Annotated in this window: 29 protein-coding genes; 19 read left to right on the top strand and 10 right to left on the bottom strand. The window is 67.0% G+C overall.

Annotated elements, in window-relative coordinates; all coding sequences use genetic code 11:
* Nucleotides 1-11 precede the first annotated feature (11 nt).
* From ACIBH2_RS18730 to ACIBH2_RS18710, 5 genes are all read left to right on the top strand, one after another.
* Nucleotides 12-1,310 carry a D-arabinono-1,4-lactone oxidase gene (locus ACIBH2_RS18730; RefSeq protein WP_397118971.1) on the top strand — a complete coding sequence of 433 codons (1,299 nt, stop codon included), beginning with the start codon at nucleotides 12-14 and terminating at the stop codon, nucleotides 1,308-1,310.
* A 108-nt stretch (nucleotides 1,311-1,418) separates the two neighbouring features.
* Nucleotides 1,419-1,610 (top strand): hypothetical protein, encoded by a 192-nt coding sequence (locus ACIBH2_RS18725; RefSeq protein ID WP_397118969.1) that lies wholly within the window; start codon nucleotides 1,419-1,421, stop codon nucleotides 1,608-1,610.
* Nucleotides 1,611-1,623: 13 nt separating this feature from the next.
* Entirely contained in the window at nucleotides 1,624-1,953 is a 330-nt protein-coding gene (locus tag ACIBH2_RS18720) for a hypothetical protein (RefSeq protein WP_397118967.1), read from the top strand.
* Nucleotides 1,954-2,133: 180 nt separating this feature from the next.
* Nucleotides 2,134-2,652: a large conductance mechanosensitive channel protein MscL gene (mscL, locus tag ACIBH2_RS18715; RefSeq protein WP_397118964.1), complete on the top strand. Its 519-nt coding sequence runs from the start codon at nucleotides 2,134-2,136 to the stop codon at nucleotides 2,650-2,652.
* Nucleotides 2,653-2,721: 69 nt separating this feature from the next.
* Nucleotides 2,722-4,284, top strand: a complete 1,563-nt coding sequence (locus ACIBH2_RS18710; protein ID WP_397118962.1) for an MFS transporter — start codon at nucleotides 2,722-2,724, stop codon at nucleotides 4,282-4,284.
* A gap of 31 nt (nucleotides 4,285-4,315) precedes the next feature.
* Here the strand turns inward: ACIBH2_RS18710 and ACIBH2_RS18705 are convergent, their stop codons facing one another.
* The 3 genes from ACIBH2_RS18705 to ACIBH2_RS18695 all read right to left on the bottom strand — a co-directional run bounded on the left by ACIBH2_RS18705 (nucleotide 4,316) and on the right by ACIBH2_RS18695 (nucleotide 7,439).
* Nucleotides 4,316-4,912, bottom strand: a complete 597-nt coding sequence (locus ACIBH2_RS18705; protein WP_397118960.1) for a sigma-70 family RNA polymerase sigma factor — start codon at nucleotides 4,910-4,912, stop codon at nucleotides 4,316-4,318.
* 187 nt (nucleotides 4,913-5,099) lie between these two features.
* The gene (locus tag ACIBH2_RS18700; protein ID WP_397118957.1) at nucleotides 5,100-5,801 is read right to left on the bottom strand and encodes an ANTAR domain-containing protein; all 702 of its coding nucleotides are present in this window, start codon (nucleotides 5,799-5,801) and stop codon (nucleotides 5,100-5,102) included.
* A gap of 249 nt (nucleotides 5,802-6,050) precedes the next feature.
* Complete coding sequence (locus tag ACIBH2_RS18695; RefSeq protein WP_397118955.1) at nucleotides 6,051-7,439, bottom strand: DUF3533 domain-containing protein; 1,389 nt, start codon at nucleotides 7,437-7,439, stop codon at nucleotides 6,051-6,053.
* A gap of 78 nt (nucleotides 7,440-7,517) precedes the next feature.
* On the opposite strand from ACIBH2_RS18695, the gene ACIBH2_RS18690 reads away from it, so the two are divergent.
* Nucleotides 7,518-8,108 carry a TetR/AcrR family transcriptional regulator gene (locus tag ACIBH2_RS18690; protein ID WP_397118953.1) on the top strand — a complete coding sequence of 197 codons (591 nt, stop codon included), beginning with the start codon at nucleotides 7,518-7,520 and terminating at the stop codon, nucleotides 8,106-8,108.
* Nucleotides 8,109-8,170: 62 nt separating this feature from the next.
* A complete protein-coding gene (locus tag ACIBH2_RS18685) occupies nucleotides 8,171-8,809 on the top strand; it encodes a TetR/AcrR family transcriptional regulator (protein ID WP_397118950.1) in 639 nt (212 codons plus the stop codon).
* Here ACIBH2_RS18685 and ACIBH2_RS18680 read toward each other — a convergent pair.
* The gene (locus tag ACIBH2_RS18680) at nucleotides 8,797-10,878 is read right to left on the bottom strand and encodes a prolyl oligopeptidase family protein (protein ID WP_397118948.1); all 2,082 of its coding nucleotides are present in this window, start codon (nucleotides 10,876-10,878) and stop codon (nucleotides 8,797-8,799) included. The two genes, ACIBH2_RS18685 and ACIBH2_RS18680, sit on opposite strands and share 13 nt — an antisense overlap.
* 165 nt (nucleotides 10,879-11,043) lie before the next feature.
* The gene (kstD, locus tag ACIBH2_RS18675; RefSeq protein WP_397118946.1) at nucleotides 11,044-12,747 is read right to left on the bottom strand and encodes a 3-oxosteroid 1-dehydrogenase; all 1,704 of its coding nucleotides are present in this window, start codon (nucleotides 12,745-12,747) and stop codon (nucleotides 11,044-11,046) included.
* Between the two features lie 293 nt (nucleotides 12,748-13,040).
* On the opposite strand from kstD, the gene ACIBH2_RS18670 reads away from it, so the two are divergent.
* The 6 genes from ACIBH2_RS18670 to ACIBH2_RS18645 are packed head-to-tail and all read left to right on the top strand — an operon-like array spanning nucleotide 13,041 to nucleotide 16,225.
* Entirely contained in the window at nucleotides 13,041-13,421 is a 381-nt protein-coding gene (locus tag ACIBH2_RS18670; protein ID WP_397118944.1) for a hypothetical protein, read from the top strand.
* A complete protein-coding gene (atpB, locus tag ACIBH2_RS18665; RefSeq protein WP_397118942.1) occupies nucleotides 13,418-14,209 on the top strand; it encodes a F0F1 ATP synthase subunit A in 792 nt (263 codons plus the stop codon). Before ACIBH2_RS18670 ends, atpB begins: the two co-directional genes overlap by 4 nt.
* A gap of 14 nt (nucleotides 14,210-14,223) precedes the next feature.
* Nucleotides 14,224-14,478 (top strand): F0F1 ATP synthase subunit C, encoded by a 255-nt coding sequence (locus ACIBH2_RS18660; RefSeq protein WP_397118940.1) that lies wholly within the window; start codon nucleotides 14,224-14,226, stop codon nucleotides 14,476-14,478.
* Nucleotides 14,479-14,484: 6 nt separating this feature from the next.
* A complete protein-coding gene (locus ACIBH2_RS18655) occupies nucleotides 14,485-15,018 on the top strand; it encodes a F0F1 ATP synthase subunit B (protein ID WP_397118938.1) in 534 nt (177 codons plus the stop codon).
* Nucleotides 15,015-15,590, top strand: a complete 576-nt coding sequence (locus tag ACIBH2_RS18650) for a hypothetical protein (protein ID WP_397118936.1) — start codon at nucleotides 15,015-15,017, stop codon at nucleotides 15,588-15,590. The genes ACIBH2_RS18655 and ACIBH2_RS18650 overlap by 4 nt, the downstream gene beginning before the upstream one ends.
* 32 nt (nucleotides 15,591-15,622) lie before the next feature.
* A complete protein-coding gene (locus ACIBH2_RS18645) occupies nucleotides 15,623-16,225 on the top strand; it encodes a TetR/AcrR family transcriptional regulator (RefSeq protein WP_397118934.1) in 603 nt (200 codons plus the stop codon).
* Between the two features lie 13 nt (nucleotides 16,226-16,238).
* On the opposite strand, the gene ACIBH2_RS18640 is transcribed toward ACIBH2_RS18645, so the two are convergent.
* Both ACIBH2_RS18640 and ACIBH2_RS18635 read right to left on the bottom strand, forming a co-directional pair.
* Nucleotides 16,239-16,730, bottom strand: a complete 492-nt coding sequence (locus ACIBH2_RS18640) for a DUF3237 domain-containing protein (RefSeq protein WP_397118932.1) — start codon at nucleotides 16,728-16,730, stop codon at nucleotides 16,239-16,241.
* Nucleotides 16,727-17,176 carry an ester cyclase gene (locus tag ACIBH2_RS18635; protein ID WP_397118930.1) on the bottom strand — a complete coding sequence of 150 codons (450 nt, stop codon included), beginning with the start codon at nucleotides 17,174-17,176 and terminating at the stop codon, nucleotides 16,727-16,729. The genes ACIBH2_RS18640 and ACIBH2_RS18635 overlap by 4 nt, the downstream gene beginning before the upstream one ends.
* Nucleotides 17,177-17,257: 81 nt before the next feature.
* Between ACIBH2_RS18635 and ACIBH2_RS18630 the strand changes: the two genes are divergently transcribed.
* From ACIBH2_RS18630 to ACIBH2_RS18620, 3 genes are all read left to right on the top strand, one after another.
* Nucleotides 17,258-19,867, top strand: a complete 2,610-nt coding sequence (locus ACIBH2_RS18630) for a DUF4132 domain-containing protein (protein WP_397118928.1) — start codon at nucleotides 17,258-17,260, stop codon at nucleotides 19,865-19,867.
* A gap of 83 nt (nucleotides 19,868-19,950) precedes the next feature.
* Nucleotides 19,951-21,084: a metallophosphoesterase gene (locus ACIBH2_RS18625; protein WP_397118926.1), complete on the top strand. Its 1,134-nt coding sequence runs from the start codon at nucleotides 19,951-19,953 to the stop codon at nucleotides 21,082-21,084.
* Nucleotides 21,085-21,149: 65 nt separating this feature from the next.
* Nucleotides 21,150-21,317: a hypothetical protein gene (locus tag ACIBH2_RS18620; RefSeq protein WP_397118924.1), complete on the top strand. Its 168-nt coding sequence runs from the start codon at nucleotides 21,150-21,152 to the stop codon at nucleotides 21,315-21,317.
* A gap of 59 nt (nucleotides 21,318-21,376) precedes the next feature.
* On the opposite strand, the gene ACIBH2_RS18615 is transcribed toward ACIBH2_RS18620, so the two are convergent.
* Nucleotides 21,377-21,997 (bottom strand): TetR/AcrR family transcriptional regulator, encoded by a 621-nt coding sequence (locus ACIBH2_RS18615; RefSeq protein ID WP_397118922.1) that lies wholly within the window; start codon nucleotides 21,995-21,997, stop codon nucleotides 21,377-21,379.
* A 193-nt stretch (nucleotides 21,998-22,190) separates the two neighbouring features.
* Here ACIBH2_RS18615 and ACIBH2_RS18610 point away from each other — a divergent pair, with 193 nt between their 5' ends.
* Together ACIBH2_RS18610 and ACIBH2_RS18605 are read left to right on the top strand one after the other, a co-directional pair.
* Nucleotides 22,191-23,120, top strand: a complete 930-nt coding sequence (locus tag ACIBH2_RS18610) for a metal-dependent hydrolase (protein WP_397120869.1) — start codon at nucleotides 22,191-22,193, stop codon at nucleotides 23,118-23,120.
* Complete coding sequence (locus ACIBH2_RS18605) at nucleotides 23,117-24,268, top strand: hypothetical protein (protein WP_397118920.1); 1,152 nt, start codon at nucleotides 23,117-23,119, stop codon at nucleotides 24,266-24,268. The genes ACIBH2_RS18610 and ACIBH2_RS18605 overlap by 4 nt, the downstream gene beginning before the upstream one ends.
* Before the next feature lie 7 nt (nucleotides 24,269-24,275).
* Here ACIBH2_RS18605 and ACIBH2_RS18600 read toward each other — a convergent pair whose 3' ends face one another.
* Nucleotides 24,276-24,797 (bottom strand): PadR family transcriptional regulator, encoded by a 522-nt coding sequence (locus ACIBH2_RS18600; protein WP_397118918.1) that lies wholly within the window; start codon nucleotides 24,795-24,797, stop codon nucleotides 24,276-24,278.
* A gap of 59 nt (nucleotides 24,798-24,856) precedes the next feature.
* Between ACIBH2_RS18600 and ACIBH2_RS18595 the strand changes: the two genes are divergently transcribed.
* Nucleotides 24,857-26,164, top strand: coding sequence for a carotenoid oxygenase family protein (locus ACIBH2_RS18595; RefSeq protein WP_397118916.1), 1,308 nt, complete (start codon nucleotides 24,857-24,859; stop codon nucleotides 26,162-26,164).
* Nucleotides 26,165-26,218: 54 nt separating this feature from the next.
* Here ACIBH2_RS18595 and ACIBH2_RS18590 read toward each other — a convergent pair whose 3' ends face one another.
* Nucleotides 26,219-26,596, bottom strand: coding sequence for a VOC family protein (locus ACIBH2_RS18590; protein WP_397118914.1), 378 nt, complete (start codon nucleotides 26,594-26,596; stop codon nucleotides 26,219-26,221).
* Nucleotides 26,597-26,685: the final 89 nt, after the last annotated feature.

Below are 26,685 nucleotides of genomic sequence, written 5' to 3'. Positions count from 1 at the left end.
ATGTTGGTCACATGACCAACTCTTGGGCGAACTGGGCCGGGGATCAGAGCTGTACTCCGGCGTCCATCGCCGAACCGGGTTCCGCCGAGGAGATCGCCGCGCTGCTGAAGCGCGCCGAGGCCGCCGGACAGACCGTGCGCGTCGCCGGATCCGGCCATTCCTTCACCGAAACCGTGCTCACCGACGGCCTGCTCATGCGGCTGTCCAAGCTGAACCGCATCCATTCGGTGGATCGCGCCTCCGGCCTGGTGCGCGTGGACGCGGGCCTGACGCTCAATGCCGCCAGCAATGCCCTGCACCCGCTCGGCCTGGCCTTCCCGAACCTGGGCGATATCGACGTCCAGACCATCGCGGGCGCGACCGCCACGGGAACGCACGGCACCGGCGCTAAGCTGCAGAACCTCTCGGCCGCCCTGCACTCCATCGAGCTGATGACCGCCGACGGCAGCATTGTCGAACTCAACGAGCAGACCGACCCCGAGGGCTGGCGCGCGGCGCGGGTCAATGTGGGCGCGCTCGGCGTGGTCACCGCGGTCACCCTCCAGATGGTCCCGTCGTTCGTGCTCGAGGGCATCGAACGACCGATACCGCTCGAGGAGGTGCTCGCCGACCTGGACTCCCATGTGGACGGCAACGAGCACTTCGAGTTCTACATGTTCGCGCACAGCTCGATCGCCATGACCAAGCGCAACAACACCGTCGAGCTACCCGAGGAGCCGCGTGGTCGGGCCGTGGAGTGGTTCTCCGACGTGCTGTTGAACAATCACATGTTCGATGCCCTGTGCCGCCTCACCCGCCGCACCCCGGCGCTGATCCCACAGGTGCAGAAGTTCTCGGCGCGCGCGGGTAGCTACCGCCGCCAGGTGGAGCGCTCGCACCGGGTCTTCGCCAGCCCTCGGCTGTTCCGGTTCACCGAGATGGAGTACGCCATCCCGCGCGAGCACTCGGTCGCGGCCATTCGCGAGATCAAAGAGGTGGCCAAGCGCTTCGATACGGTCATGCCGATCGAGGTGCGATGGGTGGCTCCCGACGACGCCTTCCTCTCCCCCGCCGGTGGCCGCGATACCTGCTACATCGCCGTGCACCAGTACGTGGGGATGGAGTACGAGCCGTACTTCCGCGCGTGCGAGCGGGTGTTCGACCGGTACAACGGTCGGCCGCACTGGGGTAAGCGGCATTTCCAGACCGCCGAGACGCTGCGCGAACGCTATCCCGACTGGGAGCGCTTCGCCGAGGTGCGGCGGCGCTTCGACCCGGCGGGCCGATTCACGAATCCCTACCTCGAGCGGGTGCTCGGCCCGATCGGTTGATCTTGATACTTTCCGGTTTGCTGAAAGATGGCTACCGTGTAGTGAGCTCGTCGAGTACCCCGTAACGCACGCCCGGCCCCCGGGCGTGTCATACCAAGGGAGGTTTCGATGTCTCTGAAGGACAAAGCCAAGGAAGCCGCCGAGAAGGCCAAGCACCGGGCCGAGGAGATGGGCTCCAAGATCGAGCACCAGGCCGACGAATTCGAAACCAAGTTCCATGACGCCGCCGACGACGCCAAGCGCAAGGGCGACGACGCCATGAAACAGGCGAAGGACAAGTTCGGCGGTAAGGACCGGTAGGCGGATCGCGGCCATGACCGAGGAGGACAACAACCTCACCGCCACCTCCGACGAACTCGCCGAGAATGTCGGCGCGACCGTCGGGGGCCTGGCCGGAAAAGCCGGTGAGGCGGCCGGACAGCTGGCGGAGAAGGCCAGCGGCACCGCCGCCGAACTCGCCGATCGGGCCAGCACCGCGGCGGCCGAATTCGCCGATATGGCGAAGGCCCTGGCCGACAAGCTCGCGAACGAGGATCTGTCCAAGACCCTCGAACAGGTACGGGCGAATCTCGAGGGCGCGGCGGCGGATGCCGTGAAGGCGCTCAACGAGATCGTCGAGAATCTCAAGTCGAAGTTGGGCTGACACCCCGAGTCTCGGCCTCCGACAAAGGTTTTCCTTGTCGGAGGCCGAGCACGGCGGGGCGGAACACAGTTCGACCGCCACACGTTGGCAATCTCACAGCAACTCTTTTCGATGGGTGGCGCGCGTCGCCGGGGAAATCACCTTTAGACTTCCGCGCGTCATTAGCGAACTGATTTCGGATTGGATACCACCAGCGTCATGTTCAAGGGCTTCAAAGACTTCCTGATGAGGGGCAATGTCATCGATCTCGCGGTGGCCGTCGTCATGGGCACCGCGTTCACGGCCATCGTCACCTCGGTGACCAAGGGGCTGGTGGAACCGCTGCTCGCGGTGTTCGGCACCAATGGCGAACTGGGCCTTGGCATTCAGCTCATCAGCAGCAAACCGGCCACCTTCGTGGCGCTGGGTCCGATCATCAGCGCTGGCATCAATTTCGTTCTGGTGGCCGCGGTGCTGTACTTCGTGCTCATCCTGCCGATGAACCACCTGAAGAAGCGCTTCGCCGCGCCGACCGAGGTGAAGGCCGATCCCACCGAACTGGAGCTGCTGGTGGAGATTCGCGATCTGCTCGCCGCGCAGCGCGGCGGTGGTTCCGCCGACGGCAATGGCGTGGTCGAGGGCAGGCACGCGCTGAAGGTCGATGCCCTGGCCGACGGGCTGGCCAGCGGCGGCACCGGCGGGGACGGGCTGAAGAAGTAACCGCCCCCGGCGCTATCGTTGGCTAGCTGAGCCGTAGCTGATATCGCCGAAGCGAGGAGGCGGGAAACCGTGGGTCGAGTCTCCGACGGGCAGCTGCCCGCATTCGACGCCGAGCGCCCCGACGGACCCGACGCCGCGCTGCCGGGGCGCTGGGCCATGCTGGCCGTGCTCTGCGCGTCGCTGCTGCTCGTGGCCATGGACGCCACCATTCTGAATGTGGCGCTGCCCTCGCTCATCGACCACATGCAGCCCACCCCCATCGAACAGCTGTGGATCATCGACATCTACGGCCTCGTGCTGGGCGGGCTGCTCATCACCTGCGGCGCGGTCAGCGACCGATTCGGCCGAAAGCGCCTGTTCCTGGTGGGATTCGTGCTCTTCGGCCTCGCCTCGGTGGTGGCCGCGACCGCGCAGCAGCCGTGGCAGCTCATCGCGGGACGGGTGCTGCTCGGTATCGGCGGGGCCATGGTGATGCCGTCCACGCTGTCGCTGATTCGCACGATCTTCACCGACGATCACGAGCGCACCCTCGCCATCGGCATCTGGGCGGCGGTGGCGGGCGCGGGCGCGTGCGTGGGGCCGGTGGCCGGTGGCGTACTGGTGGAGCACTTCGGGTGGTCGGCGGCGTTCTGGATGAATGTGCCGGTGGTCGTGGTGACGGTGGCGGCCGGGGTGAAACTGCTGCCGGAGTACCGCGCGCCGCAGTCCGGCGGGCTGGACTGGGTGAGCGCGCTGGTGTCCATCGTGGGCGTGGTGGCGCTGGCCTGGGGAATCAAACACGTCGCCGCGGGCAGTGTCGAGGCGATGGATGTGCTGACGCTGCTGGTCGCGCTGGCGCTGTTGGGGCTCTTCGCCTTTCGGCAGCTGCGCTCGCCCGATCCGCTGCTGGACGTGCGGCTGTTCCGCAATCGGACCTTCCTGGCGGCGGCGCTGGCCACGCTGTTGGCCATGCTCGCCATCGGTGCCGCGCTGTTCCTGATCTCCTTGTGGCTGCAATACATTCACGGCTATTCACCGCTCGAGGCGGGGTTGCGCACGATTCCGGCGGCCATCGCGACGCTGTTGGGGTCGCTGGCCACGCCGTGGCTGCTGCGCCATATCGGGGTGCGCAGCGTACTCGGTATCGGATTGGGCGCTCTCGCTTGCGGTTTCGCGGTGTTGGCGCTGTCGCCGGAGCCGACGGTGTACCCGGTGGTGGCGCTGGTGCTGGTGACGCTCGGACTCGGCGATGGCCTGGCGGTGACCGCGGCGGCGGCCGTCATGGTCGCCGCGGTGCCGCCCGAGCGCGCCGGACAGGCGGGGGCCGTGGAGGAGACCAACTACGAACTCGGCATCGGCCTCGGCGTGGCACTGCTGGGCAGTATTCACGCGCGCGTGTTCGCCAGCCATATGACCGGGCTGCCACTGGACGGTGCGGAGCTCGATACCGCGCGGGGTTCGGTGGGCGGCGCGGCCTACGTGGCCGACCAGACCGGTGGTGCGGCCGGTCAGCAGATCCTCGATACCGCTCGGCAGGCTTATGATTCGGCGCTCACCACGACCTCGTGGATCTCCGTGGCGCTGGTGGGGTCGGTGGCGGTGCTGGCGGTGGTGTTGGTGCCGCGCGGGTTTCGGGCGACGGCCGGACATTGAGGCGGCGACGAGAGCCGGGCGGCGGCCGGGTTCAGTGCGGTTGCACGGCCATGAGCGCCGTGCGCAGGTGCGCCAGGCCGGATCTGATGCGCTCCTTGGCGGCGGGTTCGCCGATGCCGAGGCGCGCGGCCACCTGACGGTAGGTCAGCCCGCCGTAGAAGGCGAGCACCACCGATTCGCGTTGGCGCTGGGTGAGCGCGGTCAGGCCCATGCGCACGGCGTGTTCGTCGTGGCGGCGCACGATCTCCTCCGAGACCACGTCGGCGGGGCGGCGGTAATCGTTGACGCCCCACTGGTTTTCGTAGCCGTAGGCGATGCGTTCGCGGCGCACCCGGTCCACGGCCTGATGGTGGGCCAGGGCGCACAGCCAAGTCAGGGCATTGCCGCGCGTCGAGTCGAAGGCGGCCGCGCTGCGCCAGACCTGCAGGTACACCTCGTGACAGGTCTCCTCGGCGTAGCCCGGGTCGCGCACGACGGCGCGCACCCGGGTGAAGACCAGTGCGCGCGTGGCGCGGTAGAACTGGCCGTAGGCTTCGCGGTCGCCGGTGCCGATGCGGCGTAGGAGATCGTCGTGATCACTGCCGCAGCGCGTGGATGCGCCCGCGACGGGCCGTTGTGCTCGTGACATGGATCTTCCCCCAGAGGAATTGCGGGTCGCAACGGGCCATCGAGGGTAGGGATGGTCGTCAACGCCACGGAATCCGTCCGGGGACAGGGGATCTCGGCTCCGCTCCCGCCACGTTACCGGACATGCGTAATGCGTACGCAGCGATCTTCACAGGGTCACTCAACTTCGCAAAACTCGGCGCGTGCGCTCAGATTCGCAGGCCGAGTTCGATAATGCCGCGGGCGACGGCGTGCACGGTGATCCGATTGCGCCGGGCGTGGGCGCGAATGAGTTCGAAGGCGGCGGTGGGTGTGGTGCGATGCGCGTGCGCGATAACGCCTTTGGCCTGTTCGACCACGATGCGGGTGGTGAGGGCGCGCTGTAGCTGCTCGGTCATGCGCTGGTGTTGGCGCACCAGATTCATACTGGCGATATGCCCGGCGGCCATTCCGGCGAGCAGGGCGGCGACCGAGAGGTCCGCGCTGGTCCAGCCGCGCGGTCGGCGCGAATAGAGGCTCAGCACACCGGTTTCGGCGTGTTCGACCCGCATGGGTATCGCGGCGACGGACGAAAAGCCGTGCTGCTCAGCGAGTTCGGCGTACTCCGGCCACATATCGCGGTAGCGCGCCACCTCGGTGACGGTCATCGGCGCGCCGCAGGTGCGGGCGACCACCGCCGGGCCGCGCAGGCAATCCCATTGGCACGCTTCCAGTTCCAGCAGCTCGTCCGGTGTGGCGCGGCGCAGCTCCGACTGCTCCGGCAGGCACAGCTCGACGCTCACGCCATCGGGTTTCAACACGTCGACGGCGCTGCGGGACAGCTCGTCGAGAATATGCGGCAGGTCGCGTGCGGCCGGTAGCAGGCGCGCGAATCTCGCCAACACCGCCACCAGGAACTCACTGTCGGACACCGCCACCACCCCGCTCGCGAACGCACGCGCCCGCCACGAAAGATCTCCCGCCTTCGCCGAACATCTCATCGTATGGGCCCCGGAACCGTCAGCGGAATAGCCGCTTTGGGGCTTCGCGAACCATTTCGCCTCGCTGGGGGAACCCAACTCTCGGGTGGCTCTCAGGGGCTTCGCCCCTGAGACCCCTGAGCACCACGGGATTCGCGCGTGCCCGAAACCCGTGGGAAGCACGGGTTTCGGGGCGAGGGGTTACTCCGCGGGCGCGGCCTCCGCTGGGCGGTGGGAGACGCCGAGGCGGTAGAGGCCGCGCAGGTCGTAGGTGTGGGTTGCCAGCGCGCCGAAGGCGAGGCCGATCGCGAGGCCCAGGACGGTCATCCAGATGCCGGTGCTCAGGCCCGCTTCCAGGTGGCCGTCGAAGAAGAGGATGGCGCGCACGGCCAGGTAGATCTGGTGCATGGGTTCGAAAGCGGCCAGGTCGGCGATGTAGCGCGGGGTGGCCTCGATGGGGATGGAGCCCGAGGAGGAGGGCAGGCCGAGGACCACGAACAGGACCATGTTCACCACCAAGCCGGGGGTGCCGAACGCCGCCAGGACGGACAGGCCGGTGACGGCGACCGCCGCCACGGCGAGGGTGCCGTAGAGGAACAGCGCCAGGGCGTGGTCGATGGGCATGTCGAGCAGCGTCGCGATGCCGAGGAAGATGGCCGACACCACCGGGGCGGTGACCACCGCGATGCCCCACTTGGTCAGCAGCATGCGCCAGCGGCTGATCGGCACCGGACGCGAATTCCGGTACCAGGGACCGTATTCGGCGGGCGCGTAGCCCAGCGACGAGTCCACCAGCGAATGGGTCATGAGGGCGCTCGAGAAGCCCGCGAACAGCAGGATGAGCGTGTAGAAGAAGGCCGACAGCCCCTGTCCGGTGCCCGCGGGCAGCGGCCGGAACGGCGTGACCTCGATATCGATCGGCTGCGCCAACAGCAGTCGCGCGGCCCCGGTGAGCTGGGTGGCCGCCGCGCCGCCGGGCGAGGCCGCGAGCTTGCTCTCCACCCGCTCGGTCAACCGCGCACCCACGGTGGTGTCGACCTCCGCCATGGCCCGATCGGTGATCCGCTGCATGATGGACGCGGCATAGGTGCCCGCGCGCGGATTGGTATTGACGGTGATGAGCGGCCGCTCGATCTCCCCCGGCACCACCGACGCCGCGCCGAGAATGGCCAGCCGCTTGGTGAAGTCGCTCGGAATGACGATGGCCCCGTAGACCTGTCCGGTCCGCAACTGCTGGCGGGCCTCGTTGATCCCGAGCAGCCGCAGATCGATCTTGTCGGCGGGCATTCCCTCGGTCAGCGCCGCGGTGATCTCGTTGCCGAAATTGACCGCCTCGCCGTCGAGGCTGTCGCCCACATCCTGGTTCACCAGCGCGATCGGGAAGTCGTGCAGATTCTTCTCCGGATCGGCGGTGTAGCCGAGGTACATGGTGGCGAGCAGCGCGGCCAGCAGGCTCACGATCACGACCGGCCCGATCCAGCCGCGCAGCGGCAACCGGGCCGACCGCACGACCGTGTCCTCGTCCTCGGGTGTGTTCGTTTGCTCCACGGTCACACCGCCTTTCGCCTCGGATGCGCTCTGGTTCGTCATAGCAAGCGCAAATGTAGACAGTGGCTACAAAGTAGTCAATGCCAACATCCAGATTGTGTCGGATATCCTGTGCTCACCATGTCCATCCGTTCTCGCTACCATCACGGCGATCTGCGCTCCGCCCTGCTCGAGAGAGCCGAGGCCACGCTGCGCAAGGTCGGCGTCGACGGTCTGTCGCTGCGGCAGCTGGCCCGCGATATCGGCGTGAGCCACGCCGCGCCCAGTCGCCACTTCCGCGACAAGCAGGCGCTGCTCGACGAGCTCGCCGCGAGCGGATTCGAGCGCCTCGGCCAGCGCTTCGCCGAGGCCGCCACCGCCGAGGGCCCGGTGACCGAGCGGCTGTACGGCATGGCCCGCGCGTACCTGCGCTTCGCCATGGACAATCCGGAGTTGCTGGCGCTCATGTTCACCCGCAAACAGCGCTCCACCTCCCCCGACCTGTCGGCCTCGGTGCAGCACGCGTTCGCGGTGCCGGTGGCCCTCATCGCCTCGGGGCAGGAGGCGGGCGAGATCGTGGCGGGCGATCCCAAGCGCATCGGGATCACCTGTATCGCCGCGTTGCAGGGCGTGGCCACCCTGGTCGGTTCGGATTTCACCGATTACGACGCCGATCAACTACTGCGCGATATGGTCCGTCACCTCACCGACGGACTGCGCCCGCGCCCCTGAGCGAGTCGCCGCGTCGCCGCCGCCCCGACTACGGTGTGTGGCGTGACCATCGAAGGCGGGCAGTGACAGTCGAGGGCCGACAGTACGGCGGCCGCGCCGTGGTGGAGCGCAAGGCCGAACGGCGGCAACGCTTCCTCGAGGCGGCGACCAGGATCTTCGCCGAACGCGGGTACGCCAATTGTTCGCTGGCCGATGTGTGCGCGGCGGCTGGCCTGTCCAAGCGCCAGTTCTACGAGGAGTTCGAGACCCGCGAGGACGTCCTGGTCGCGGCCTACGACCGCATTCAGGACGAGGCCGCCGCCGCCATTGCCGCGGCTCTGGCTCGCCAGGAGCCGAGCGATGATCCGGCCACCGCGCTCACCCATATTCTCTCGGCCTATCTCGACTCCATCGAATCCGATCCCTACCGCGCCAAGGTCGCCTTCATCGAGGTGGTCGGCGTGAGCGAGCGCATGGAGCAGCACCGCCGCGCCCGCCGCCATGCCTGGGGCGCGGTGGTTCTGGACGTGGTGCACACGGCGGCCGGACCGAATGCCCGACCTCGCGGCAATCCGGCCCTGGCCACCAGCGCCCTCATCGGCGCGGTCAACGGCCTCGCGCACGAGTGGCTGTTGGAGCAGCCGCGCCCGCCGGTGCGCGAGCTGGTGGAGTTGCTGGTGCCGATCGCCGTCGCGCTGATCGATCCGGATCACATGAGCTGACGCTGGAAGTAGGTGTACTCCAGCGCTGTCGTATGCGCCTTCTCGTCATTGTTCGACCCGCCGCCGTGCCCGCCCTGGGTGGCCTCGTAGAACAGGTACGGGTGGCCCTGCTCGGCTAGTCGGGCGGCGAATTTGCGCGCGTGCTGCGGTCCGACCCGATCGTCCTTGGTGGTCGTCCACACCAGCGGCTCGGGATAGTCCGCGTCCGCTTTCAGTTGGGCGTAGGGCGAGATCGATTCCAGGAACGCGCGCTGCTCCGGATCGGCGACCGTCCCGTACTCGTCCACCCAGGACGCCCCCGCCGCGATCTGCTCGTAGCGCACCATGTCCAGCAGCGGTACCGCGATGTCGACCGCGTTCCACAGCTGCGGGCGCTGGGTCAGCTGCACCCCCATGAGCAGCCCGCCATTGGACGCGCCCCGGATGCCGAGGTGGCGCGGCGTCGTGATATCGCGATCGATGAGATCCTGTGCGACAGCGGCGAAGTCGTCGAAGGCGCGCTGGCGGTGCACGCCCTGGGCGGCCTGGTGCCAGGCCGGACCGTACTCGCCGCCGCCCCGAATATTGGCGATGACATAGACGCCGCCGCGCGCCAGCCACAGCCGCCCGAGCACCCCGTCGTAGCCGGGTGTGGAGCTGGAGCCGAAACCGCCGTAGCCGGTGAGGATCGTCGGATTGGTGCCGTCGAACCGCGCGTCCGCGGCCCGGACGACGAAGTAGGGCACCCGAGTCCCGTCCGGCGACGTGGCGGCGAGCTGTTCTACCACGTACCGCGACGAATCGAACCGTGCCGGAGCGGTTTTCACGGGTGCGAGCGCGCCCGTGACGGTGTCGAGCCGCGACAGCGTGGTCGGCGTGAGGAACGAGGTGACCGACAGATACGCCGTATCGCCGGTCTGGTCGGCGTCCACCGCCTCGACGGTGGCGTTGTCCGGCACGGGAACCGGTGCGCCGGACCAGGTTCCGTCGGGCCCCGGCGTGTAGACGGTCGCCCGCCCGCGCACATCGTCGAGGGTGGTCACCACGATCCGGTCTCGGGTGGTGAGCACACTCTGCAAGGTCTGGGTGGGCCCGGGGACGTACACGGCGGTGGCCCGCAATCGCCCCGGTTCGCGGGCGAGCTCGTCGGAATCGAGGGAAATCAGTGTTCCGGCGGTGTATGTCGCGCCGTCGGTGGTCCAATCCTGGTCCAGCGTCACGAGTAGCCGGTCGCCGACCAGCCCCTCGAGGGAGTGCTTCGGCGGAATCGCCAGATGCACCGCGCCGCCGCCGTCGAGCAGGCTGACCTGGTGTTCGAAGAAGGTGGTGCCGCGCACGATCAAATTCAGGCGGCGGCCGTCGCCGTCGTTCAACAGCACCGGCTGCGTGGCGAGCTCATCGGCGTGGTCGCCGCGCGTGATCTCCACGGCCGCGGCGAGATCCTGGCCGCGGCGCAGCTGCTTCACAATGTAGGGGTACCCGGAGGCGGTGACCTCGCCGGGCTGCCACTCCCGCGAAACCAGAACGGTATCGGCGTCCACCCAGGCGGCGTACTGCTTGCCGCGCGGCAGCACGAAGCCGTCGGAGACGAATTGTCCGGTGGCGCGGTCGAATTCGCGTACGGTGACGGCGTCCTCGCCGCCGTCGGACAGGCGCACCAGACACCGGGTGTAGGTGACGGGATCGCACAGCATCCCCTGCCACACCCAGCTCGCGCCGTCGGCCCGGGCGACCGCGTCCAGATCCAGCACGGTGGTCCAGTTCGGCTGCGCCGATTCGTAATCGGACAGCGTGGTCTCCCGATAGATGCCGCGCGGATGCTCGGCGTCCTGCCAGAAATTCCCCACCCGACCGTGCTCGAGGCGCGGCATGGGAATGCGGTCCGGCGAGTTGTTGAGTTCCTTGGTCTGCGCGAAGTTGTCGGCGAAGTTCGGATGCCGTTCCAGCACACCGAGTGTCCGCGCGTTCTCCTTACCTATCCACTCCTGGACGCGAGGGCTGTCCAACTCCTCGAGCCACAGATGCGGATCGGCCTCCTCCCCGCCACCGCTACACGCCGCCAGCACCGCGACAATCGCGGCCACGACCACTGTCCGCCACCCTCGACCCCCACGACCCATGAAGCCCCCTTCGTCGCTACAACACGGTTCACCACCGCGTTTCCCGACTGTACCCACCGCCACCGACCAATCGAGAGCGCCGAGGCGTACCGACCAGCCTGACCTATCGGGCGGTGAATCGCACCCGCGAGTGCTTCACGCCTCCGCCGCGGACCGTGCCCGCGCGGTGATGTCCAGTGCCGCAAGGTATCCGAAGACCAGCGCCGGTCCGATGGTCGCGCCCGGTCCGGCATAGGTGTGCCCCATGACCGGCGCGCTCGTATTGCCCGCCGCGTACAGCCCCGCGATCACCGAACCGTCGGCCCGCAACGCGCGACCGGAGGTATCGGTCTCGATGCCGCCCTTGGTGCCGAGGTCCCCCGGCACCAGCTTGGCGGCGTAGAACGGTCCCTTGGCGATCGGCCCGAGGCTCGGATTCGGCTTGTTGCTGATATCCCCGTAGTAGTGGTCGTACACGCTCTCGCCGCGCCGGAAGTCCTCGTCCACACCGGTTTTCGCGAAACCGTTGAACCGCTCCACGGTCGCCGCGAGCCGGTCACCGGGCACCCCGATCCGCTCCGCCAGCTCTGCGAGGGTCGCGGCGCGCACCAGGGCTCCGGAGTCGAACCACGCCTTCGGCAGCGGCACCATCCCCGGGACCGTGGCGAACATGTACCGGTTGCGGTACTTCTTGTCGAAGATGAGCCAGGCCGGAATGTTCTCCCCCGGCCCGTCGCCCTGGCCGTACTCACCGCCGTACATCCGGTGCACCGCTTCGACATAGGGCAGCGATTCGTTCATGAACCGCTCCCCGCGCTCGTTCACCACCATGCTGCGCGGCAGCGAGCGCTCCGCCAGGGCGAACCAGGGCCCTTCGGGCAGCGGAATGGTCGGACCCCACCAGGCGTCGTCCATGAAGTTCACGGCCGCACCGAGTTTCAGCGCCGCGGTGATGCCGTCACCGGTATTGGCGGGCGCACCGGTGGTCCACTCCGTGCCGATGGGCTCGCGCTGATACTTCCGCCGCATCTCGGCATTGTGTTCGAAACCGCCGCAGGCCAGCACCACTCCGTGGCGGGCCCGCCACACCTCGGATTGCCCGTCGCGCTCGACGCGCACGCCGACCACGCGACCGTCCTCGGTGATCAGGTCGGTCAGGGCGGTGCCGAGTTCCACGGGCACCCCCGCCGCCCGCACCCCCAGCATGAGTTCGCCCATGAGGGCCGCGCCGTAGACCCGCAGCCGCCTGCGGCGCAGGGACGCCCAGACCGCCCGCGCACCCATGCGCGCCGCCGCGGCGGGCCCGCGCCAGGTGCGCAATCCCAGGCTCAGCCAACGGTATTCGGACTGCTTCGCGACCACGTTCGGCGGCGCCGAATCGCCATAGGGCGGATGCAGTGTGGCGAAATCCGCGCCGAGTCGCCGTCCGTCGAAGGGCAGCGGCTCACAGGAGCGGCCGGTCGCCAGCCCACCGGGGGCCTCCGGGTAGTAGTCGGCGTAATCGCGCACCCATTCCAGTTGCAGCGGTGCGTGTTTCATGAGGTAGCGCAGCGCCTCCGGGCCGCGATCGAGATAGGCGTCGATCCGGGCCGGGTCGACGTGCGGGCCGACGATGCTCTTCAGGTACCGCCGCGCGTCCTCCCTGTCGTCGCCGGGAGCCTGCGCGGTGAGCACATCGTTGCCGGGAATCCAGATGCCGCCGCCGGAGCGGGAGGTGGAACCGCCCCAGTACGACGACTTTTCGATGATCACCGTCTCGAGACCGTGGGTGGCGGCGGTGAGCGCCGCGCTCATCCCCGCGGCTCCGGAACCGACCACGATCACATCCACGACACGAGCCGCGGCCACCGAATCCTGCACAGCGAAATCCCTTCACCAAACCAAACGTTCGGAAGGTTACCGGTCGGTCAGGAGGCGCGCGAATCCCCCTGCGCGAGGGGAGATTCGGACGTCCAGTCTGCAAAGTCGCCGAGCCCGAAGGCTTGGCTGATCTTGGGAAATAGTGCTTACAAGATCGAAATGCCATTGTTTACAAGATCAATTCGCAAGATCAATTCCAGAAAGATCAAAAACGTTGTCACACAGGGTGGTTGGGCTGTGTATGCTTTGGATCAATCACGAACCCGCTACGACGTGGTAGGACGGTGCAGTAGGTGAACGTCAATCAGCTCCGGATACGCCGAGCGGGCGTCTTCGCCATCACCCTCGGCGTCCTGGCCCTGATGGTGACCGGCCTCCTCGATCGACTACTGCTGGGCGTATTGATCTGCGTCGGACTCGGCCTCGGCCTGGGGAATACCCAACTCACCTGGATCACCACCGGACGAATCACCCGGGCCGAAACGCCGAGTAAGCAGAAACTCGCCATGTCGTCTGCCGCGAGATTGCTCTGTATTACCGGGGTCTCGATTATAGTGGCGTTCCTGACCCGGCCCGATGGCATCGGAATCTTCTTCGGCCTGGCCCTGTTCCAAGTCGTCATAGTTCTCACTACAGTCGTGCCCGAATTGAAAGCGCTTCGACAGTCATCATGAGCACACGACCGAGTTTCCTCGCCCAGACCACACATTCCGACGCACTCCTCGCCGAAGAGGCGGCCGAGCCGAAGATCCATGTCGGCGTCCACCCCACGGCGGAGTGGCTCGGAATGACCTTCAACCTCGACACGATCGTATCGACGCTGGTAGCGGCGGTCATCGTGCTCGGGCTGGCGTTCTATCTGCGGGCCAAGCTGACCTCGGCCGTGCCGAACGGCGTCCAGCTGTTCTTCGAATCGATCACCGTTCAGATGCGCAATCAGGTGGAGACCGCCATCGGCATGAAGGTCGCGCCGTTCGCACTGCCGTTGGCCGTCACCCTCTTCGTCTACATCCTGTTGTCGAACTGGCTGTCGGTACTGCCGGTGCAATACGGTGACGGCGAATTGGTGAAACCGCCCGCGTCCGACGTGAATTTCGTGTATGCACTCGCTCTGTTCGTATTCATCTGCTATCAGGCGGCGGGTGTGGCGCGACGCGGACCGGGAGGACATGCCAAGCAATTGCTCAAGGGCCACACCGGGTGGGGCCCCATGGTCTTCATCAATGTCATCGAGGAAATCGCCAAGCCGATTTCGCTGTCGCTGCGACTGTTCGGAAACATGTTCGCGGGCGGCGTGATGCTCTCGGTGATCACGTTGTTCCCCTTCTGGATCTCCTGGGCTCCGAATGCCGTATGGAAGTTGTTCGACATGTTCGTCGGCGCTATTCAGGCATTCATCTTCTCCCTGCTGACGATCCTGTACTTCAGCCAGACAATGTCGACAGAGCACGAAAAACATTGAACAGGAAGTGAAAAATGGATCCAGCAACCGCCACCATCGTCCAAGGTGCCCTCATCGGCGGCGGACTCATCATGGCCGGAGGCGCGATCGGCGCGGGTATCGGTGACGGTATCGCCGGTGCCGCCCTGATCAACGGCGTCACCCGGCAACCCGAGGCCGAGGGCCGCCTGCGCGGCAACTTCTTCCTCACCGTCGGTCTGGTCGAGGCCGCCTACTTCATCAACCTCGCCTTCATGGCCCTGTTCGTATTCGCCACTCCCGGAAAGTAATTCGTGATGTCTGTGCCAACGGCAGCGACGTCGCCCCCGGATGTGGATGTCCTCGCCGAGGGGAACTTCCTCATTCCCAACGGCACCTTCTTCGTCGAGCTGATCATCTTCCTGATCGTGCTCGGCGTCATGTGGTTCTACGTCGTCCCGCCGATCCGCAAGGTGTTGGAGGAGCGGGAGCGGCGGGTCGAGGAGACCACGAAGAACAACAAAGAGGCGAAGGAGACCTTCGCCGAGGCCGAGGCCCGCTACAAGACAGCATTGGAGCAGGCCCGCGCCGAGGCGAGGGGCATTCGCGATGAGGCGCGCGCCGAGGGCCGCACCATTCTGGACGAGCTGCGCGGCGACGCGCAGCGACAGGCCGACGAGATTGTCGCCGAGTCCGAGGCGAAACTGCGGGCTCAGGCGGATCAGGTCGCCGCCGAGCTGCGCGAAGCGGTCGAACCGCTCGCCCAGACCATGGCGGACCGGGTGCTCGGCGTGGATGACGGACGGGTCGGCGGCGGCGCTGGCCAGCAGAGGAGACGGGCGTCCTCATGATCGGAACCAATGATCTGCTCGCCGCGAGCGGCTGGCAGATCACCTTCGACTGGCCGATATTCCTCAGCCAGCTCTTCGGCTTCGGTGTCATCATCTTCATCTGGATCAAATGGATTCAGCCGCCGGTCGCGCGGCTGATGCACAAGGCGCAGGACACCATCGCGCGCCAGATCGAAGACAGCGAAGAGGCGGCGACCCGGCTGGAGTCGGCCAAGCGGTCCTACGACAATGCCGTGGCCGAGGCGCAGAAGGAACTCGAACAGCTACGCGAGGATGCCAAGCGCGACGCCGAGCGCATTGTCGCGCAGATGCGGGAGATCGCGGCCGAAGAGGTCGAGCGCGTGCGCAAACAGGGCAATACCCAGATCGCCCTGTTCCGCCGCCAGCTCATTCGCGATCTGGAGGCCGACCTCACCGCCGCCATGCTCGACCTCACCGAGGAGAAGGTGCGCGAGCACGTCAGCACCCCGCAGGCGCGTTCGGAGGCCGTCGAGAAGTTCCTCGAGGATCTCGAGGTGCTGGCCAATGGCGGTTCGGCACACCGCCGTCAGGCTCCGACCCGCCCCAACTGACGCATCCGAAGCGCTGACATACGATCGACCGTATGGAGCCTTCGGATGGTCGGCTGAGCCGCGGGGCACGCTCCCGCAAGGCCATTACGCGCCGAGCCGTCGATATCGCCTCGCTGGATGGTCTCGACGGCATCAGTTTCGGACGGCTCGCCGATGAGCTGGGCATCAGCAAGGCCGGGATTCAAACGCTGTTCCGCACCAAGGAGCGGTTGCAGCTGGCGACGGTGGACGAAGCGCTCGCCGTCTTCCTGGCGGCCGTGATCGTTCCGGCCTCGTCGGTACCCGAAGGGGCACAACGCATTCGGGCCCTGGTCGAGCACTGGCTCGAGTACGCCGCCGCACCGCTGCTGCCGGGTGGATGTTTCTGGGCGGCGAATCTGCCCGACTTCGACAGTCGCCCGGGGCCGGTGCGGGATGCGCTCGCCGATCAGCGGCGCGCCTGGCTGGCGGTGCTGGAGCGGGAATTGACGGTCGCCGTCGAGCAGGGCGAGATCGCGCCGCTGGATACCGAACTCGGAGCCTTTCAGATCTACGCGGTGCTGAATGCGGCCAATATCGCACTGCGCCTTGGTGATACGGAGAGCGTGAGCATGGTGCACCGCCTGGTGGACACCCTGCTCACGCCGCCGCGCTGAGTCGTCTCCAGCCTCAGAGCACCTCGAACACCCGGTAGGCGACTCCGCCGTCGATGAAATAGCCGAAGCCGACGCACACAATGTCGTTGAGCCACCGGTAGTTCGGCGCTCCGGTCTCGAACATCGGCGCGGTGCGGAAGTAGTACCGGTCCGGGTCCACCAGGTGCCGCGTCGCGGAATCGCCCATCTCCGGACGCAGTTCGGGCGGCGTCGTCCAGCGCCCCGAATAGCTCATGTACACCTGCGCGCCGTCATCGACCCGCAGCGTGATGCGGACATCGAGATTCATGGTGGCGTCGGTGCGAAACAACGCCCAGTCGCCGCCGCCGGGCAGCACCTCGCCGCGCAGCTTCGGCCCCTCGAAGGTGCCGCGCGCGGCCCCGAACAGCGCCCGATGCCCCAGTGGCCCACCGATATTCAGCGGCGCCTCCAGATCGATTGCCATATCGAACAGCGGTCGGGTCTCGAGTCCGCGCACGTCTCGAATCCGGGTATCCATGGTCATCTCCTGTCTCCGAACAACTTTCGGCGGACTTCGTCGGTGGAGACACCCGATTGGGCGCACAGTTCCGACAAGTCGAAGAAGAAGTACTCGCTCGCGATGAGATCGTCGGCGAAGGTGAAGCGAATCGAGACCGGCACTTCGGCGCGACGCCCGTTCGGCGTCACACCCAATCCGCTGTCCGTCAATGTCATTCGCACCGTTCCCCAGCACGACAGGGTTTCGTCATTGGCGGCATGGCCCCGCAATTCCACGTCGTAGTCCGGGAATGTCGCGAAGAACCACCGCAGCGCGGCGTCGTTCGCCGCGTGCCCGCGGACCACCGACCCGAAGGCGGGACTCTCCAACACCATGTTCGGATGCAGGAGCCGCAGCGCTCCCGCCACATCCTGGCGGCTCTTGACGACCGCGAGTTCACGAGCGAGTTCGAACATTCGACCAGCGTCCATGCCCCAAACAATACATACGGCCGTATGTATTGTCGATGGTCGACCGCGAATCTGTCGGTGCGACAAGGCACTATCGACGCCATGATCGAAGAGGAGTGGTCGGTGCCCGCGCACTGGCGAGCCAGCGCCGAAGCCTTTCGGGGTATCAACGAGCCGCCGCAGTACGCGGTGGACCCGGAGGCCACCAAGGCGGTGCGGGATCTGCTGCGCCATCGGTTCGCGGGGGTGGTGCACAGCAGTGTGACCATGATGCGCGCCGACGGGTTCGGTGAAATCGCCGATGCCGCACAGCGCTACGCCGACGCACCGGACGCCGAAGGGTCTCCCCTGGGCGCGGCGGCGATCTGGGCGATGTTGGACTGGTCGGTCTCGACCGGCCGTGGCAACCCGTCCACCGAGTGGGAGCGAACTGTCATCGACGCTCTCGTCGACAGCTGGATCACCGAGTTCGGCGTCGGCTTCGCCGCGGAGGTGGTGGTCCGTCGACGTGGACTCGACGTCGGCCTGCGGGAATCCGACGACGGCTTCGTCTACAGCGCCCTACATCCCCTGTCCGACAGCAATTGGGGCGGTACGCCGTACTTCGACCTGATGGCACAGCGCGTCCGACGGTCACTCGCCGCGGCGCCCGAGGACCAGTACCGCGCTGCCGTGCAACGGCTTTCGGAGCTGCGCTCCGAACCGGGCACGGTGTGGGCCCGGTTCGCCACCTCGTATCTGGTCCCCGAACGGCAGGACTGGCTGGACGCGGACCTGCTGCTCGGCCCCGAGGATGGTCTGGGTCACGCGCAGCCTTGGCAGATGCTCATCTCCTCGGTGACCACGATGGCCCAACTGACGCGGGTCGCCGAACTGCCCGGCGGCAATCTGCAACTGCGCCCCGAGCAGATTTTCAGCCTGCTCACCCAGGTCGGTCCGGAGGTGGTCCCGGTGCTCATGCGGGAGTTCACCAGCACCCAGTACGGCTGGAGCGAGGGCACCAAGGCGCTGCCGGGCGTGCTGGCGCAGCTACCCGCCGACGAACCGTTCCAGGCCCTGCTCGACCGCATGGACGACAAACCGGTGCTCGTGGCGCTAGAAGAGGCCATCGCCCGCTATCCCCGTCGCGCCATGCGACTGCTGTCGCGACGCGCCGCCGAAACCGGTGCGCCGCAGGTGGTTCGACTGTTGCGGCTGCACGCCGTCGCGCATACCGACCTCATCGACGAGTACGCCGACCCGAAGGCGAAAGCGCTGCTCAACCTCACGCGCCGTTTCCCCGACGCCGACCCGGCACGGTTGCCCGCCTTCCTCGCGGCACCCGCGCCGAAGAAGTCGAAGGTCCCACGGTGGCTTCCGCTGCCACTACTCCCCCAGATCCGCCTGCGCGACAGCGATAGCGCTGTCCCCGAAACCGGTGTCGCACACCTGATCACGCTATTGGCCAGCGGGGCCGATGAGCACCATCCCGATGTCATGGCCGTGGCCGAGGCGGCGGATCCGTTCTACCTGGCCGAGTTCTCCTGGGCGGTCTTCGACGACTGGCGTCTCGCCGGTCATCCCACCAAGGACCGCTGGGCGCTGCGCTCGCTGGCGCTGTTCGCCACCGACGACACGGTGCGCAGACTCCTCCCGCTGATTCGGGAATGGCCGAGCAAGGGCGGTACCGCGCGGGCGATGGAGGGGCTCGACGTGCTGGCCGCCATCGGCAGCGACACCGCCCTGGAACAGCTGCACCGCCTCGCCGGACGCGTCAAACAGGCGAAGCTGCGCGCCTACGCGGAGGAGAAGGTGGCCCAGATCGGCCAGCGACTCGGCCTCGACGACGAACAACTCGCCGATCGCCTCGTGCCGAAATTGGGCTTGTCCCGCGACAGCACGCTGACACTGGACTACGGTCCCCGGCAATTCGTCGTCGGCCTGGACAGTCAACTGCGCCCCTCCGTGACCGTCGGCGACACCACCCGGCGTACCCTGCCCAAACCGGCCGCCACCGACGATCCCGACCTCGCACCGCTGGCCCAGGATTCCTTCCGCGCCTTCACCAAGGAGCTGAAAGCCGTGACCACCGAACAGATTCGGCGTTTCGAGGGCGCCATGGTGGACGGCCGCCGCTGGCGCGCGAACCTGTTCCGGCAGACCATCGTCGACCATCCGGTGCTCGGGCAGTTGGCGCGGCGGCTGGTGTGGGCGGTCTTCGATCAGGCCGGTGCGGTGACGGGGTCGTTCCGTATCGACAGCGACGGCACCTTCGCCGATGCCGAGGACGAGCCGTTCGAGCTGGCCGAGGAGGCGCTCGTCGGCGTGGCCCACCCCCTGCACCTCATGGGCGCGCTCGACACCTGGCGCGGCGTCTTCGCCGATTACGAACTGCTGCAACCGTTCGAGCAGCTCGAGCGCGACCTGCACGCGTTCACCCCCGAGGAGGCGGATTCGAATCACCTGTCCCGCTTCGACAATTGGAAGATATCGACCGGCAAGGCGTACGGCCTGCGCAATCGCGGGTGGGATCTGGAGTACTCCACGGGATACAAGCAATTCGGCCGCCACCAGGTGGTATTGCGGTTGAGTGCCGGTATCCGGGGCGGCTACTACGACGATCCCGACGAGCAGCACATTCTCGATGTCCGGATGGCGGAGGGCAGCTTCGGCGCTCTCGACCCCATCGCCGCGTCGGAGCTGTTGCGGCAGCTCGAGCGGCTGGCCGTCTGAGAGCCTGTTATTGTCGGACAGACCAATGGCGCGGCCCCGGCACACCGCATATCGCGCCCGATCCCGTCGAGGATGGTCGCCCCGTGAAATACGTTCCCCGCCTGGTGCTTTTCCTGGCGATACCGGCCGTGCTGTTCCTCCTACCGTGGTGGACGCTGGTCGCCGCGCCCACCGAGGGCGCCAGTCCGCTGTTCTGGGCAGGCACCGCGGTTTTCGTGCTCGGCTACGCCACGCTGCCCACGGCCATGTTCCTCGGGCACGGGCCCAGGCAGTCGGATGCGGCCTCGATCGTGGGCGACACCCTGCTCGGCGTCATGTGGGTGCTGTTCAGCTGGTCGGTCATCGGGCAGCTGGCGCGGCTGGCGCTGGGTATCGCGGGGGTGGCCGACCCGGCCCGCTCCCGCATCGTGGCGGCGGGCGTCCTCGCCGTCGCCGCCGCCCTCACCGCGTACGGCGTCGTCGAGGCGCGCCGGATTCCTCGGGTCCGCCGCGTGGACGTGCCCATTCGCGGACTCGGGAAGGGGATGGACGGCCTGCGCCTGGTGGCGATCACCGATACCCACTTCGCCGCCCTGGACCGCCAGCGCTGGTCCGAGCGCGTGGTCGACGTCGTCAACGACCTGAAGCCCGATATCGCATGCCACGCAGGCGATCTCGCGGACGGCTCGGTCGACAAGCGGCATGCCCAGGTGGACCCGCTCGGCAAAGTCGAAGCGCCGCTGGGCAAGTTCTACATCACCGGCAATCACGAGTACTTCGGCGACGCCCAGGGCTGGATCGACCATATGGCCTCCATCGGCTGGCAGCCCATGCACAATCAGCACGAGGTGCTCACCCGCGATGGCGACAGCCTGATCATGGCGGGCATCGACGACCCCACCGGGGTCGGCCTCGAGGGCCACGGTCCCGATCTCACCGCCGCGCTCGAGGGCGCGGACCGCGATCTGCCCATCGTGCTGCTCGCCCATCAGCCCGTGCAGGTCTCCGATGCGGCGGCAGCCGGTGTGGCGCTGCAGATTTCGGGTCATACGCACGGCGGGCAGATCTGGCCGTTCCACTACCTCGTCCGGCTGGAACAGCCCGTGGTCGCGGGCCTGAGCCGTCACGGGGCGACCCAGCTCTACACCAGTCGCGGCACCGGCTTCTGGGGTCCGCAATTGCGCGTCTTCGCCCCGAGCGAAATCACCGTGCTCACCTTGCGTTCCGAGACCCGGTAGCCGCCGCGACGCGCCCCAGAATCATTCGATTCGCTATTCGCCCTGAGTAAGAGGAGGATTCAGTAATGAATCAGAGGTACCGGCCAGCATCGAGTCTGTTCAGCCACGCGGCGACCCCCGAGCCCAACTCCGCGCCCACGCACGGCGCGATAGAGCGTCCCGTCTTCAGCAGCGACTCCGTCGCGCACCCGGCTCCGCCGGACGATACCGAGACCGACGGCCCCGGCAACTGACCCCCTGAACCTCGACGGCTCGTGGCCCACCCGGGACACGAGCCTTCTTCGTACGGCGGCTACCCGCTCGTGGACAGCCTGGTCTGGGCCATGATCGCCGAACCCATCCAGCGGCGCAGATAGCGCCGCAACTCGTCGTCGGAGCGCGGCGGATTGCCCGGGGACACGAAGAACGACTGCATGGTCCGCAGCAGATATTCGACGAGTTCGTGCAGCGACGCGTCGTCGTATCCGTACCGCTCCCACTCCACGTCGAAACGCTTGATCATGGTCATGCCGAAGGTCTGCGCCTCCTCGGAGGTGAGGCTGTCGGGGTCGGCGCTGGAGTACGTACTGGAGAGCAGAATCCCCAGGTGTGGGGTCCGGGGCACCTCCGACAGCGTGAAGACGACGCCCTCGGTCATGGCCTCCACCGGGTCGTCGAGCCCGCTCACGTGCTCGGCCAGCCGATCCAGGAATCCGGCGACCGAGGCGAGCGCCGCGGCCTTCATGAGCTCCTCGGCGCTGGGGAAGTAGCGGTACACCGTCTGACGGATGACGCCCAGGGCTTCGGCCACATCGGCGATGCTGATCTCCGCACCGGTTCGGCCGATCAAATCGACTGCGGCGGCGACTATTCGGCGGGACGCTTCGTCATCGCTGCCGGGCGGAGACCCGCCCCATCCGCGCCTTCGTGCCACTGCTCGCTTCCTCGGCTCGCACCATGTCCCTCGCGTGCGAAACGCTATCACAGCGCGGTCTTGTGGTTGATCTTCAACCAGGTCAGGGTGCCTTTTTCGATTGTTATCATACACCGAGGAGCTTTTGTGTATGGTGACTGTCACCGTGGCCCCGGTGCAGATTTCCGCTTCCGAAAGACAAGGCAGCAACCCCATGACCGACCTCCAAGTCCGAAAGATGCGATTCGCGTTCGCGGACTACGACGTCCCCTTCGCGTGGAACGAGGAGAATCCGGCCTTCTCGTCCATGGCCAACGCGGTGTCCTTCCTCGCCATCGGCTTCGAGAAGATGATCGTGAATATGATTCGCGAGGCCATGCCGCGCATCACCGATCCCGCCATCGCGGAGGAGGCCGACGCGTTCGTGCGCCAGGAGGGGCAGCACTCCACCGCGCACCGCCAGCACGCCAATGGCCTGATCCGGCGGTATCCGCGCCTACAGGAGACGCTCAACGAGGTGATCGCGGAGTTCGACCGCCTCACCGCGCGCACCCCGCTCGAGTACCGGCTCGCCTACACCGCCGATCTCGAGGCGACCTTCACCCCGGTCTTCAAACTCATGCTCGACAATGACGCGACGCTGTTTCGGCCCGGCGACGACCGGGTGGCCTCGCTGTTCCTCTGGCATTTCGTCGAGGAGGTCGAGCATCGCAGCTCGGCGCTGATCATCTTCGACGCCGTGGTGGGCAGCGACATCTACCGTATGCGCATGGCCCCCTCGATCTTCCGGCATGTCCTGAAGGTGCTGCGGGTGGCGTGCGCGGGCTTCAACGAGCATGTGCCACTGGAGGATCGGAAGGTCGACGCGCTGTCGATGTTCGCGACGCATCGGCGAAAACAACAGCTGCGCAAGCGGTTACCGTTCCTGCGCATGCAGGACTACGGGCCGATGCCGCGCGCCTTCGATCACCTGCCCCTCGGTGAACAGCTCATCGCGCTCGTGGGCATCATTCGCAGTCAGCTGCCCAAGCACAATCCCGACCACGAGAAGCTGCCCGCACTGGCCGATGTGTGGTTCGAGCGCTACGACGCCGGGTACGACGTGACACACTGGTACACCGCGGCGACCCGGGAGCACCGATGAGCGACAATTGCGCAGAAACCTTCGCCGAACTCGCTACGGCCCTGGGCTTTTCGTGCCAGGAGGCCGGTGGGCTCGTCGAGGTGCGAAACCCCTTCGCCTTGGAGAACTGGACGCTGCCGGTTCTGGAACTCACCATCGTGCTGGGCGCGGTGCTCGCGCTGGCCTACGCGATCCGGCGATGGCGACGCCACGGCGACCCCACCAATCTGGTGGTGTGGTTCGGCGCGACCGCGTACCTGTTCATCATCGAACCGCCCCTGTACTTTCCGGCGGCCTTCGGCATCGACGAACACGTCGACACCATGTTCGCGCACAATCTGTTCACGGTGGAGTTCCTGTGGGGCAGGCTGCCGCTCTACATTGTGGCGATCTACCCGTTCATGGCCACGCTGGCCTTCGAAATCGTCCGCATGCTGGGCGGTTTCCGGCGCTACGGGGTATTGGTCGGCGCGGCGTGCGTGGGCTTCGTCCATCACGCCTTCTACGAGATCTTCGACCAGCTCGGACCGCAGCTGCGGTGGTGGGAGTGGTCGGTCGACAATCCGCTCAACCAGCCGATGTTCGACTCCGTTCCGCTGCCGAGCGTGGTGGTGTTCGCCGCGCTGTGGCCGATGTCGCTGGCGCTGTGCGCGCAGTGGTTCGTCGGACGCCATGTGGACGAGGGCCGGGTCTTCACCGGACCGGAACTGATCTGGCGCACCGTGGTCATCGGCCTGCTCGGCTCCATCGGCACGGCGGTATTGCCCATGCCCGCAACGGTTTTCGGCGCGGGAAGCACGGTGGTGCGAGGAACCCTCTACGCGGCGGAGCTGGTGGTGGTCAGCATTGTCGCGGCCGTGGCGCTCACCCGGCAGTGGCGGCGGATGCGCCAGGGCTCCTCCGACATCCCGCCCTACAGCAATGATTTCGTGCGCGTGTACGGCGTGGTGTACCTGGCTGTCATGGCACTGCTCTGGGCGACGGCCCTGCCCGATTTCTTCGCCGCGACAGATGGTGTGACGAGCAACGGCGACCCCATCGGGAACCTGTGGTACACCGTGGCCTGCTTCGCGATCGCCATCGCCTGCCTGGCGGCCACCTTCACGGTCCCGCGCGCGGCGGCCGACACCCCGCGCGACGAGGTCGCGAAAGAACCCAACCTGTCGTGACGATTCGTCAGTCGGCGCTCGGAATCTGTTCGAGCGCCCACTGCGCCCATTCCTGATGCATGGCGTAGAAGCGCTCACCCCACTCCAACGCCATACGGCCGTAGACGGACAGATCGCGGTCGTCCCAATGGATCTCAGCCTTCAGATTGGCTAGATCAGCGGCCGCCTTGGCGGTACCGGATTCGATGCCCGCCAGATAGTCGCGCGCCTGGGCGTGGCTGACCGCGCCCAGGAAGAACACCCGCATCAGCATTTCATTGCGCACCACGCGCTTGGGCTTGGTCTCGGTGAGCCAATGCCGCAACTGCGCCAGCCCCTCGTCGCTGAGCGTGTACTCCTTGCGCCCGCGCGGGCCCTCGTCGGACACGATGATCAGCCCGCTCTCGGCCAATTTGGTGAGCTCGGTATAGATCTGGCTCTGCGTCGCGGGCCATACCGCCGCCAGTGAGGTCTTGAACAGCCGCAGCAGGTCGTAACCGCTCGCGGGTCCATCGGTGAGCAGACCGAGCAGTGCGTACCGAAGACTCATGCGCCGAGCATACATTCCACTATTGACATGTCGGAAAAGGAGGTCATACATTCGATGGCATGACCTCGACACCGCCTCATCTGCTCGGGAATTACGCGCCGGTCACCGAAGAGCTGACGGCACACGAGCTTTCGGTCACGGGGCGAATACCCGCCGAACTGTCCGGCTGGTATCTGCGCAACGGGCCCAATCCGCATGCGGCGGCATCCAAGCACTGGTTTCTCGGCGACGGGATGGTGCACGGGGTTCGGTTGGAGAACGGGCGGGCGGTGTCGTACCGGAATCGGTGGGTGCGGACCTCCACCTTCACCGATGGGGCACGCGCCTTTCGCGACGACGGCACGCGCGATCTGACTGCGGGAGTGGCGAATACGCATGTCGTGCGGCATGCGGGGCGGACACTGGCGCTGGTCGAATCGTCGTATCCGTACGAGTTGACCGCGGAGCTCGAGACCGTCGGCCCCTACGATTTCGACGGCGCGTTGCAGACCGCCATGACAGCGCATCCGAAGACCTGCCCCACCACCGGTGAGCTGCACTTCTTCGCCTATGACGTGGTGACGCCGCCGTTCTTGACCTATCACCGCGCCGACGCGGCGGGCAAGCTGCTGCTGAGTCGCCCGATCGACGTGCCCGCGGGCACCATGCACCACGACTTCGCGCTGACCGGCGAGCATGTCGTATTCCTGGATCTGCCGGTACTTTTCGATCTCGAGACCGCGATGGCCGGTGGCGGCATGCCGTTTCGGTGGAGCGACGACTATCAGGCGCGGCTCGGGGTGCTGCGCCGCGACGACCCGCACGGCGAGGTGCGGTGGTTCGAGATCGCGTCGTGCTATGTGTTCCACTGCCTCAACGCTTTCGACGACGCCGGGCGCATCGTGGTGGATGTCATGCGCTATCCGGAGATGTGGCGGACGAGTGCGGACGTGGCGGCGGAGGCGACGCTGTGGCGGTTCACCATCGATCCGGCCAGCGGGACCGTGCGCGAGGAGCAGCTCGACGACCGGGCCGCGGAATTCCCGCGCATCGACGATCGGCTGGCCGGATTGGACTCGCGATTCGGGCATGCCACGGTGTTGGAGGGTGACGGCGGCGCGTTGCTGCGCTACGACCTGCACACCGGGGAACGGACCGCCCACGAGTTCGGCGACGGGCGGGTTCCGGGCGAGGCCGCTTTCGCACCTGCCGACGAAACACCCGGCGGGGCAGGGTATCTCATGACCTACGTCTACGACGCCGCCACCGATCGCAGCGATCTGGTGATTCTCGATGCCGGGGATCTCGCGGCGGAGCCGGTCGCCACCGTCCATCTGCCCCAACGGGTTCCGTTCGGGTTCCACGGGAATTGGCTGGCGGACCGGTAAGCGGCACGGCGACAAGCGAAGTGAAGGCCCGGCCCTTCCGGACCGGGCCCTCGATCAGGAAGCGGGCGGCGGGCTGAAGACCCCGAACCGATTGCCGGACGGGTCGAGCAGATGCGCGAGCACCAGGCCGCTCGGCGACGCGGTCGGGGCGACCAGCACCTTCCCGCCCAGCCGCTCCGCCGCCGCGACGGTGGCGGGCACATCCTGGACGATGACGAAGAAGACGGCGTGGTTCTCCGAGGCGTCCGCGACATGCGCGACACCGCCGCCGGGCACCTTGTTGTCGCGATACTCGATCAGGTCGTAGCCGTCATTGCCCGGCTCCGGGTTGAACTTCCAGTCGAACAGGTCGCCGTAGAACTGCTCGACCTCCTCGGGTTTGTCGCTGCCGACCTGGAACCAGGCGACGGTATCGAAAGCGGGCAGGTCCATATGTCGTCTCCGATGCGGTAGGCGTTGGTACGTACCCGCCTACGATCTCCCCGCATGGCGACAACCCCCTGTCGGTGTTTTCCGGTAAA

This window comes from Nocardia sp. NPDC050406, from assembly GCF_044459025.1.
Taxonomy (GTDB): Bacteria; Actinomycetota; Actinomycetes; order Mycobacteriales; family Mycobacteriaceae; genus Nocardia.
Note: the sequence above shows the minus strand (reverse complement) of the source record. Positions and strands in the feature narration are given on the sequence as shown.

Excerpts from the sequence above, each read along its gene's own strand:
- ACIBH2_RS18730 (WP_397118971.1), top strand. The coding sequence starts at position 12 with ATGACCAACTCTTGGGCGAACTGGGCCGGGGATCAGAGCTGTACTCCG.
- ACIBH2_RS18725 (WP_397118969.1), top strand. The coding sequence starts at position 1,419 with ATGTCTCTGAAGGACAAAGCCAAGGAAGCCGCCGAGAAGGCCAAGCAC.
- ACIBH2_RS18720 (WP_397118967.1), top strand. The coding sequence starts at position 1,624 with ATGACCGAGGAGGACAACAACCTCACCGCCACCTCCGACGAACTCGCC.
- ACIBH2_RS18705 (WP_397118960.1), bottom strand. The coding sequence starts at position 4,912 with ATGTCACGAGCACAACGGCCCGTCGCGGGCGCATCCACGCGCTGCGGC.
- ACIBH2_RS18695 (WP_397118955.1), bottom strand. The coding sequence starts at position 7,439 with ATGACGAACCAGAGCGCATCCGAGGCGAAAGGCGGTGTGACCGTGGAG.
- ACIBH2_RS18690 (WP_397118953.1), top strand. The coding sequence starts at position 7,518 with ATGTCCATCCGTTCTCGCTACCATCACGGCGATCTGCGCTCCGCCCTG.
- atpB (WP_397118942.1), top strand. The coding sequence starts at position 13,418 with ATGAGCACACGACCGAGTTTCCTCGCCCAGACCACACATTCCGACGCA.
- ACIBH2_RS18660 (WP_397118940.1), top strand. The coding sequence starts at position 14,224 with ATGGATCCAGCAACCGCCACCATCGTCCAAGGTGCCCTCATCGGCGGC.
- ACIBH2_RS18655 (WP_397118938.1), top strand. The coding sequence starts at position 14,485 with ATGTCTGTGCCAACGGCAGCGACGTCGCCCCCGGATGTGGATGTCCTC.
- ACIBH2_RS18650 (WP_397118936.1), top strand. The coding sequence starts at position 15,015 with ATGATCGGAACCAATGATCTGCTCGCCGCGAGCGGCTGGCAGATCACC.
- ACIBH2_RS18645 (WP_397118934.1), top strand. The coding sequence starts at position 15,623 with ATGGAGCCTTCGGATGGTCGGCTGAGCCGCGGGGCACGCTCCCGCAAG.
- ACIBH2_RS18640 (WP_397118932.1), bottom strand. The coding sequence starts at position 16,730 with ATGACCATGGATACCCGGATTCGAGACGTGCGCGGACTCGAGACCCGA.
- ACIBH2_RS18635 (WP_397118930.1), bottom strand. The coding sequence starts at position 17,176 with ATGGACGCTGGTCGAATGTTCGAACTCGCTCGTGAACTCGCGGTCGTC.
- ACIBH2_RS18630 (WP_397118928.1), top strand. The coding sequence starts at position 17,258 with ATGATCGAAGAGGAGTGGTCGGTGCCCGCGCACTGGCGAGCCAGCGCC.
- ACIBH2_RS18620 (WP_397118924.1), top strand. The coding sequence starts at position 21,150 with ATGAATCAGAGGTACCGGCCAGCATCGAGTCTGTTCAGCCACGCGGCG.
- ACIBH2_RS18610 (WP_397120869.1), top strand. The coding sequence starts at position 22,191 with ATGACCGACCTCCAAGTCCGAAAGATGCGATTCGCGTTCGCGGACTAC.
- ACIBH2_RS18605 (WP_397118920.1), top strand. The coding sequence starts at position 23,117 with ATGAGCGACAATTGCGCAGAAACCTTCGCCGAACTCGCTACGGCCCTG.
- ACIBH2_RS18600 (WP_397118918.1), bottom strand. The coding sequence starts at position 24,797 with ATGAGTCTTCGGTACGCACTGCTCGGTCTGCTCACCGATGGACCCGCG.
- ACIBH2_RS18595 (WP_397118916.1), top strand. The coding sequence starts at position 24,857 with ATGACCTCGACACCGCCTCATCTGCTCGGGAATTACGCGCCGGTCACC.
- ACIBH2_RS18590 (WP_397118914.1), bottom strand. The coding sequence starts at position 26,596 with ATGGACCTGCCCGCTTTCGATACCGTCGCCTGGTTCCAGGTCGGCAGC.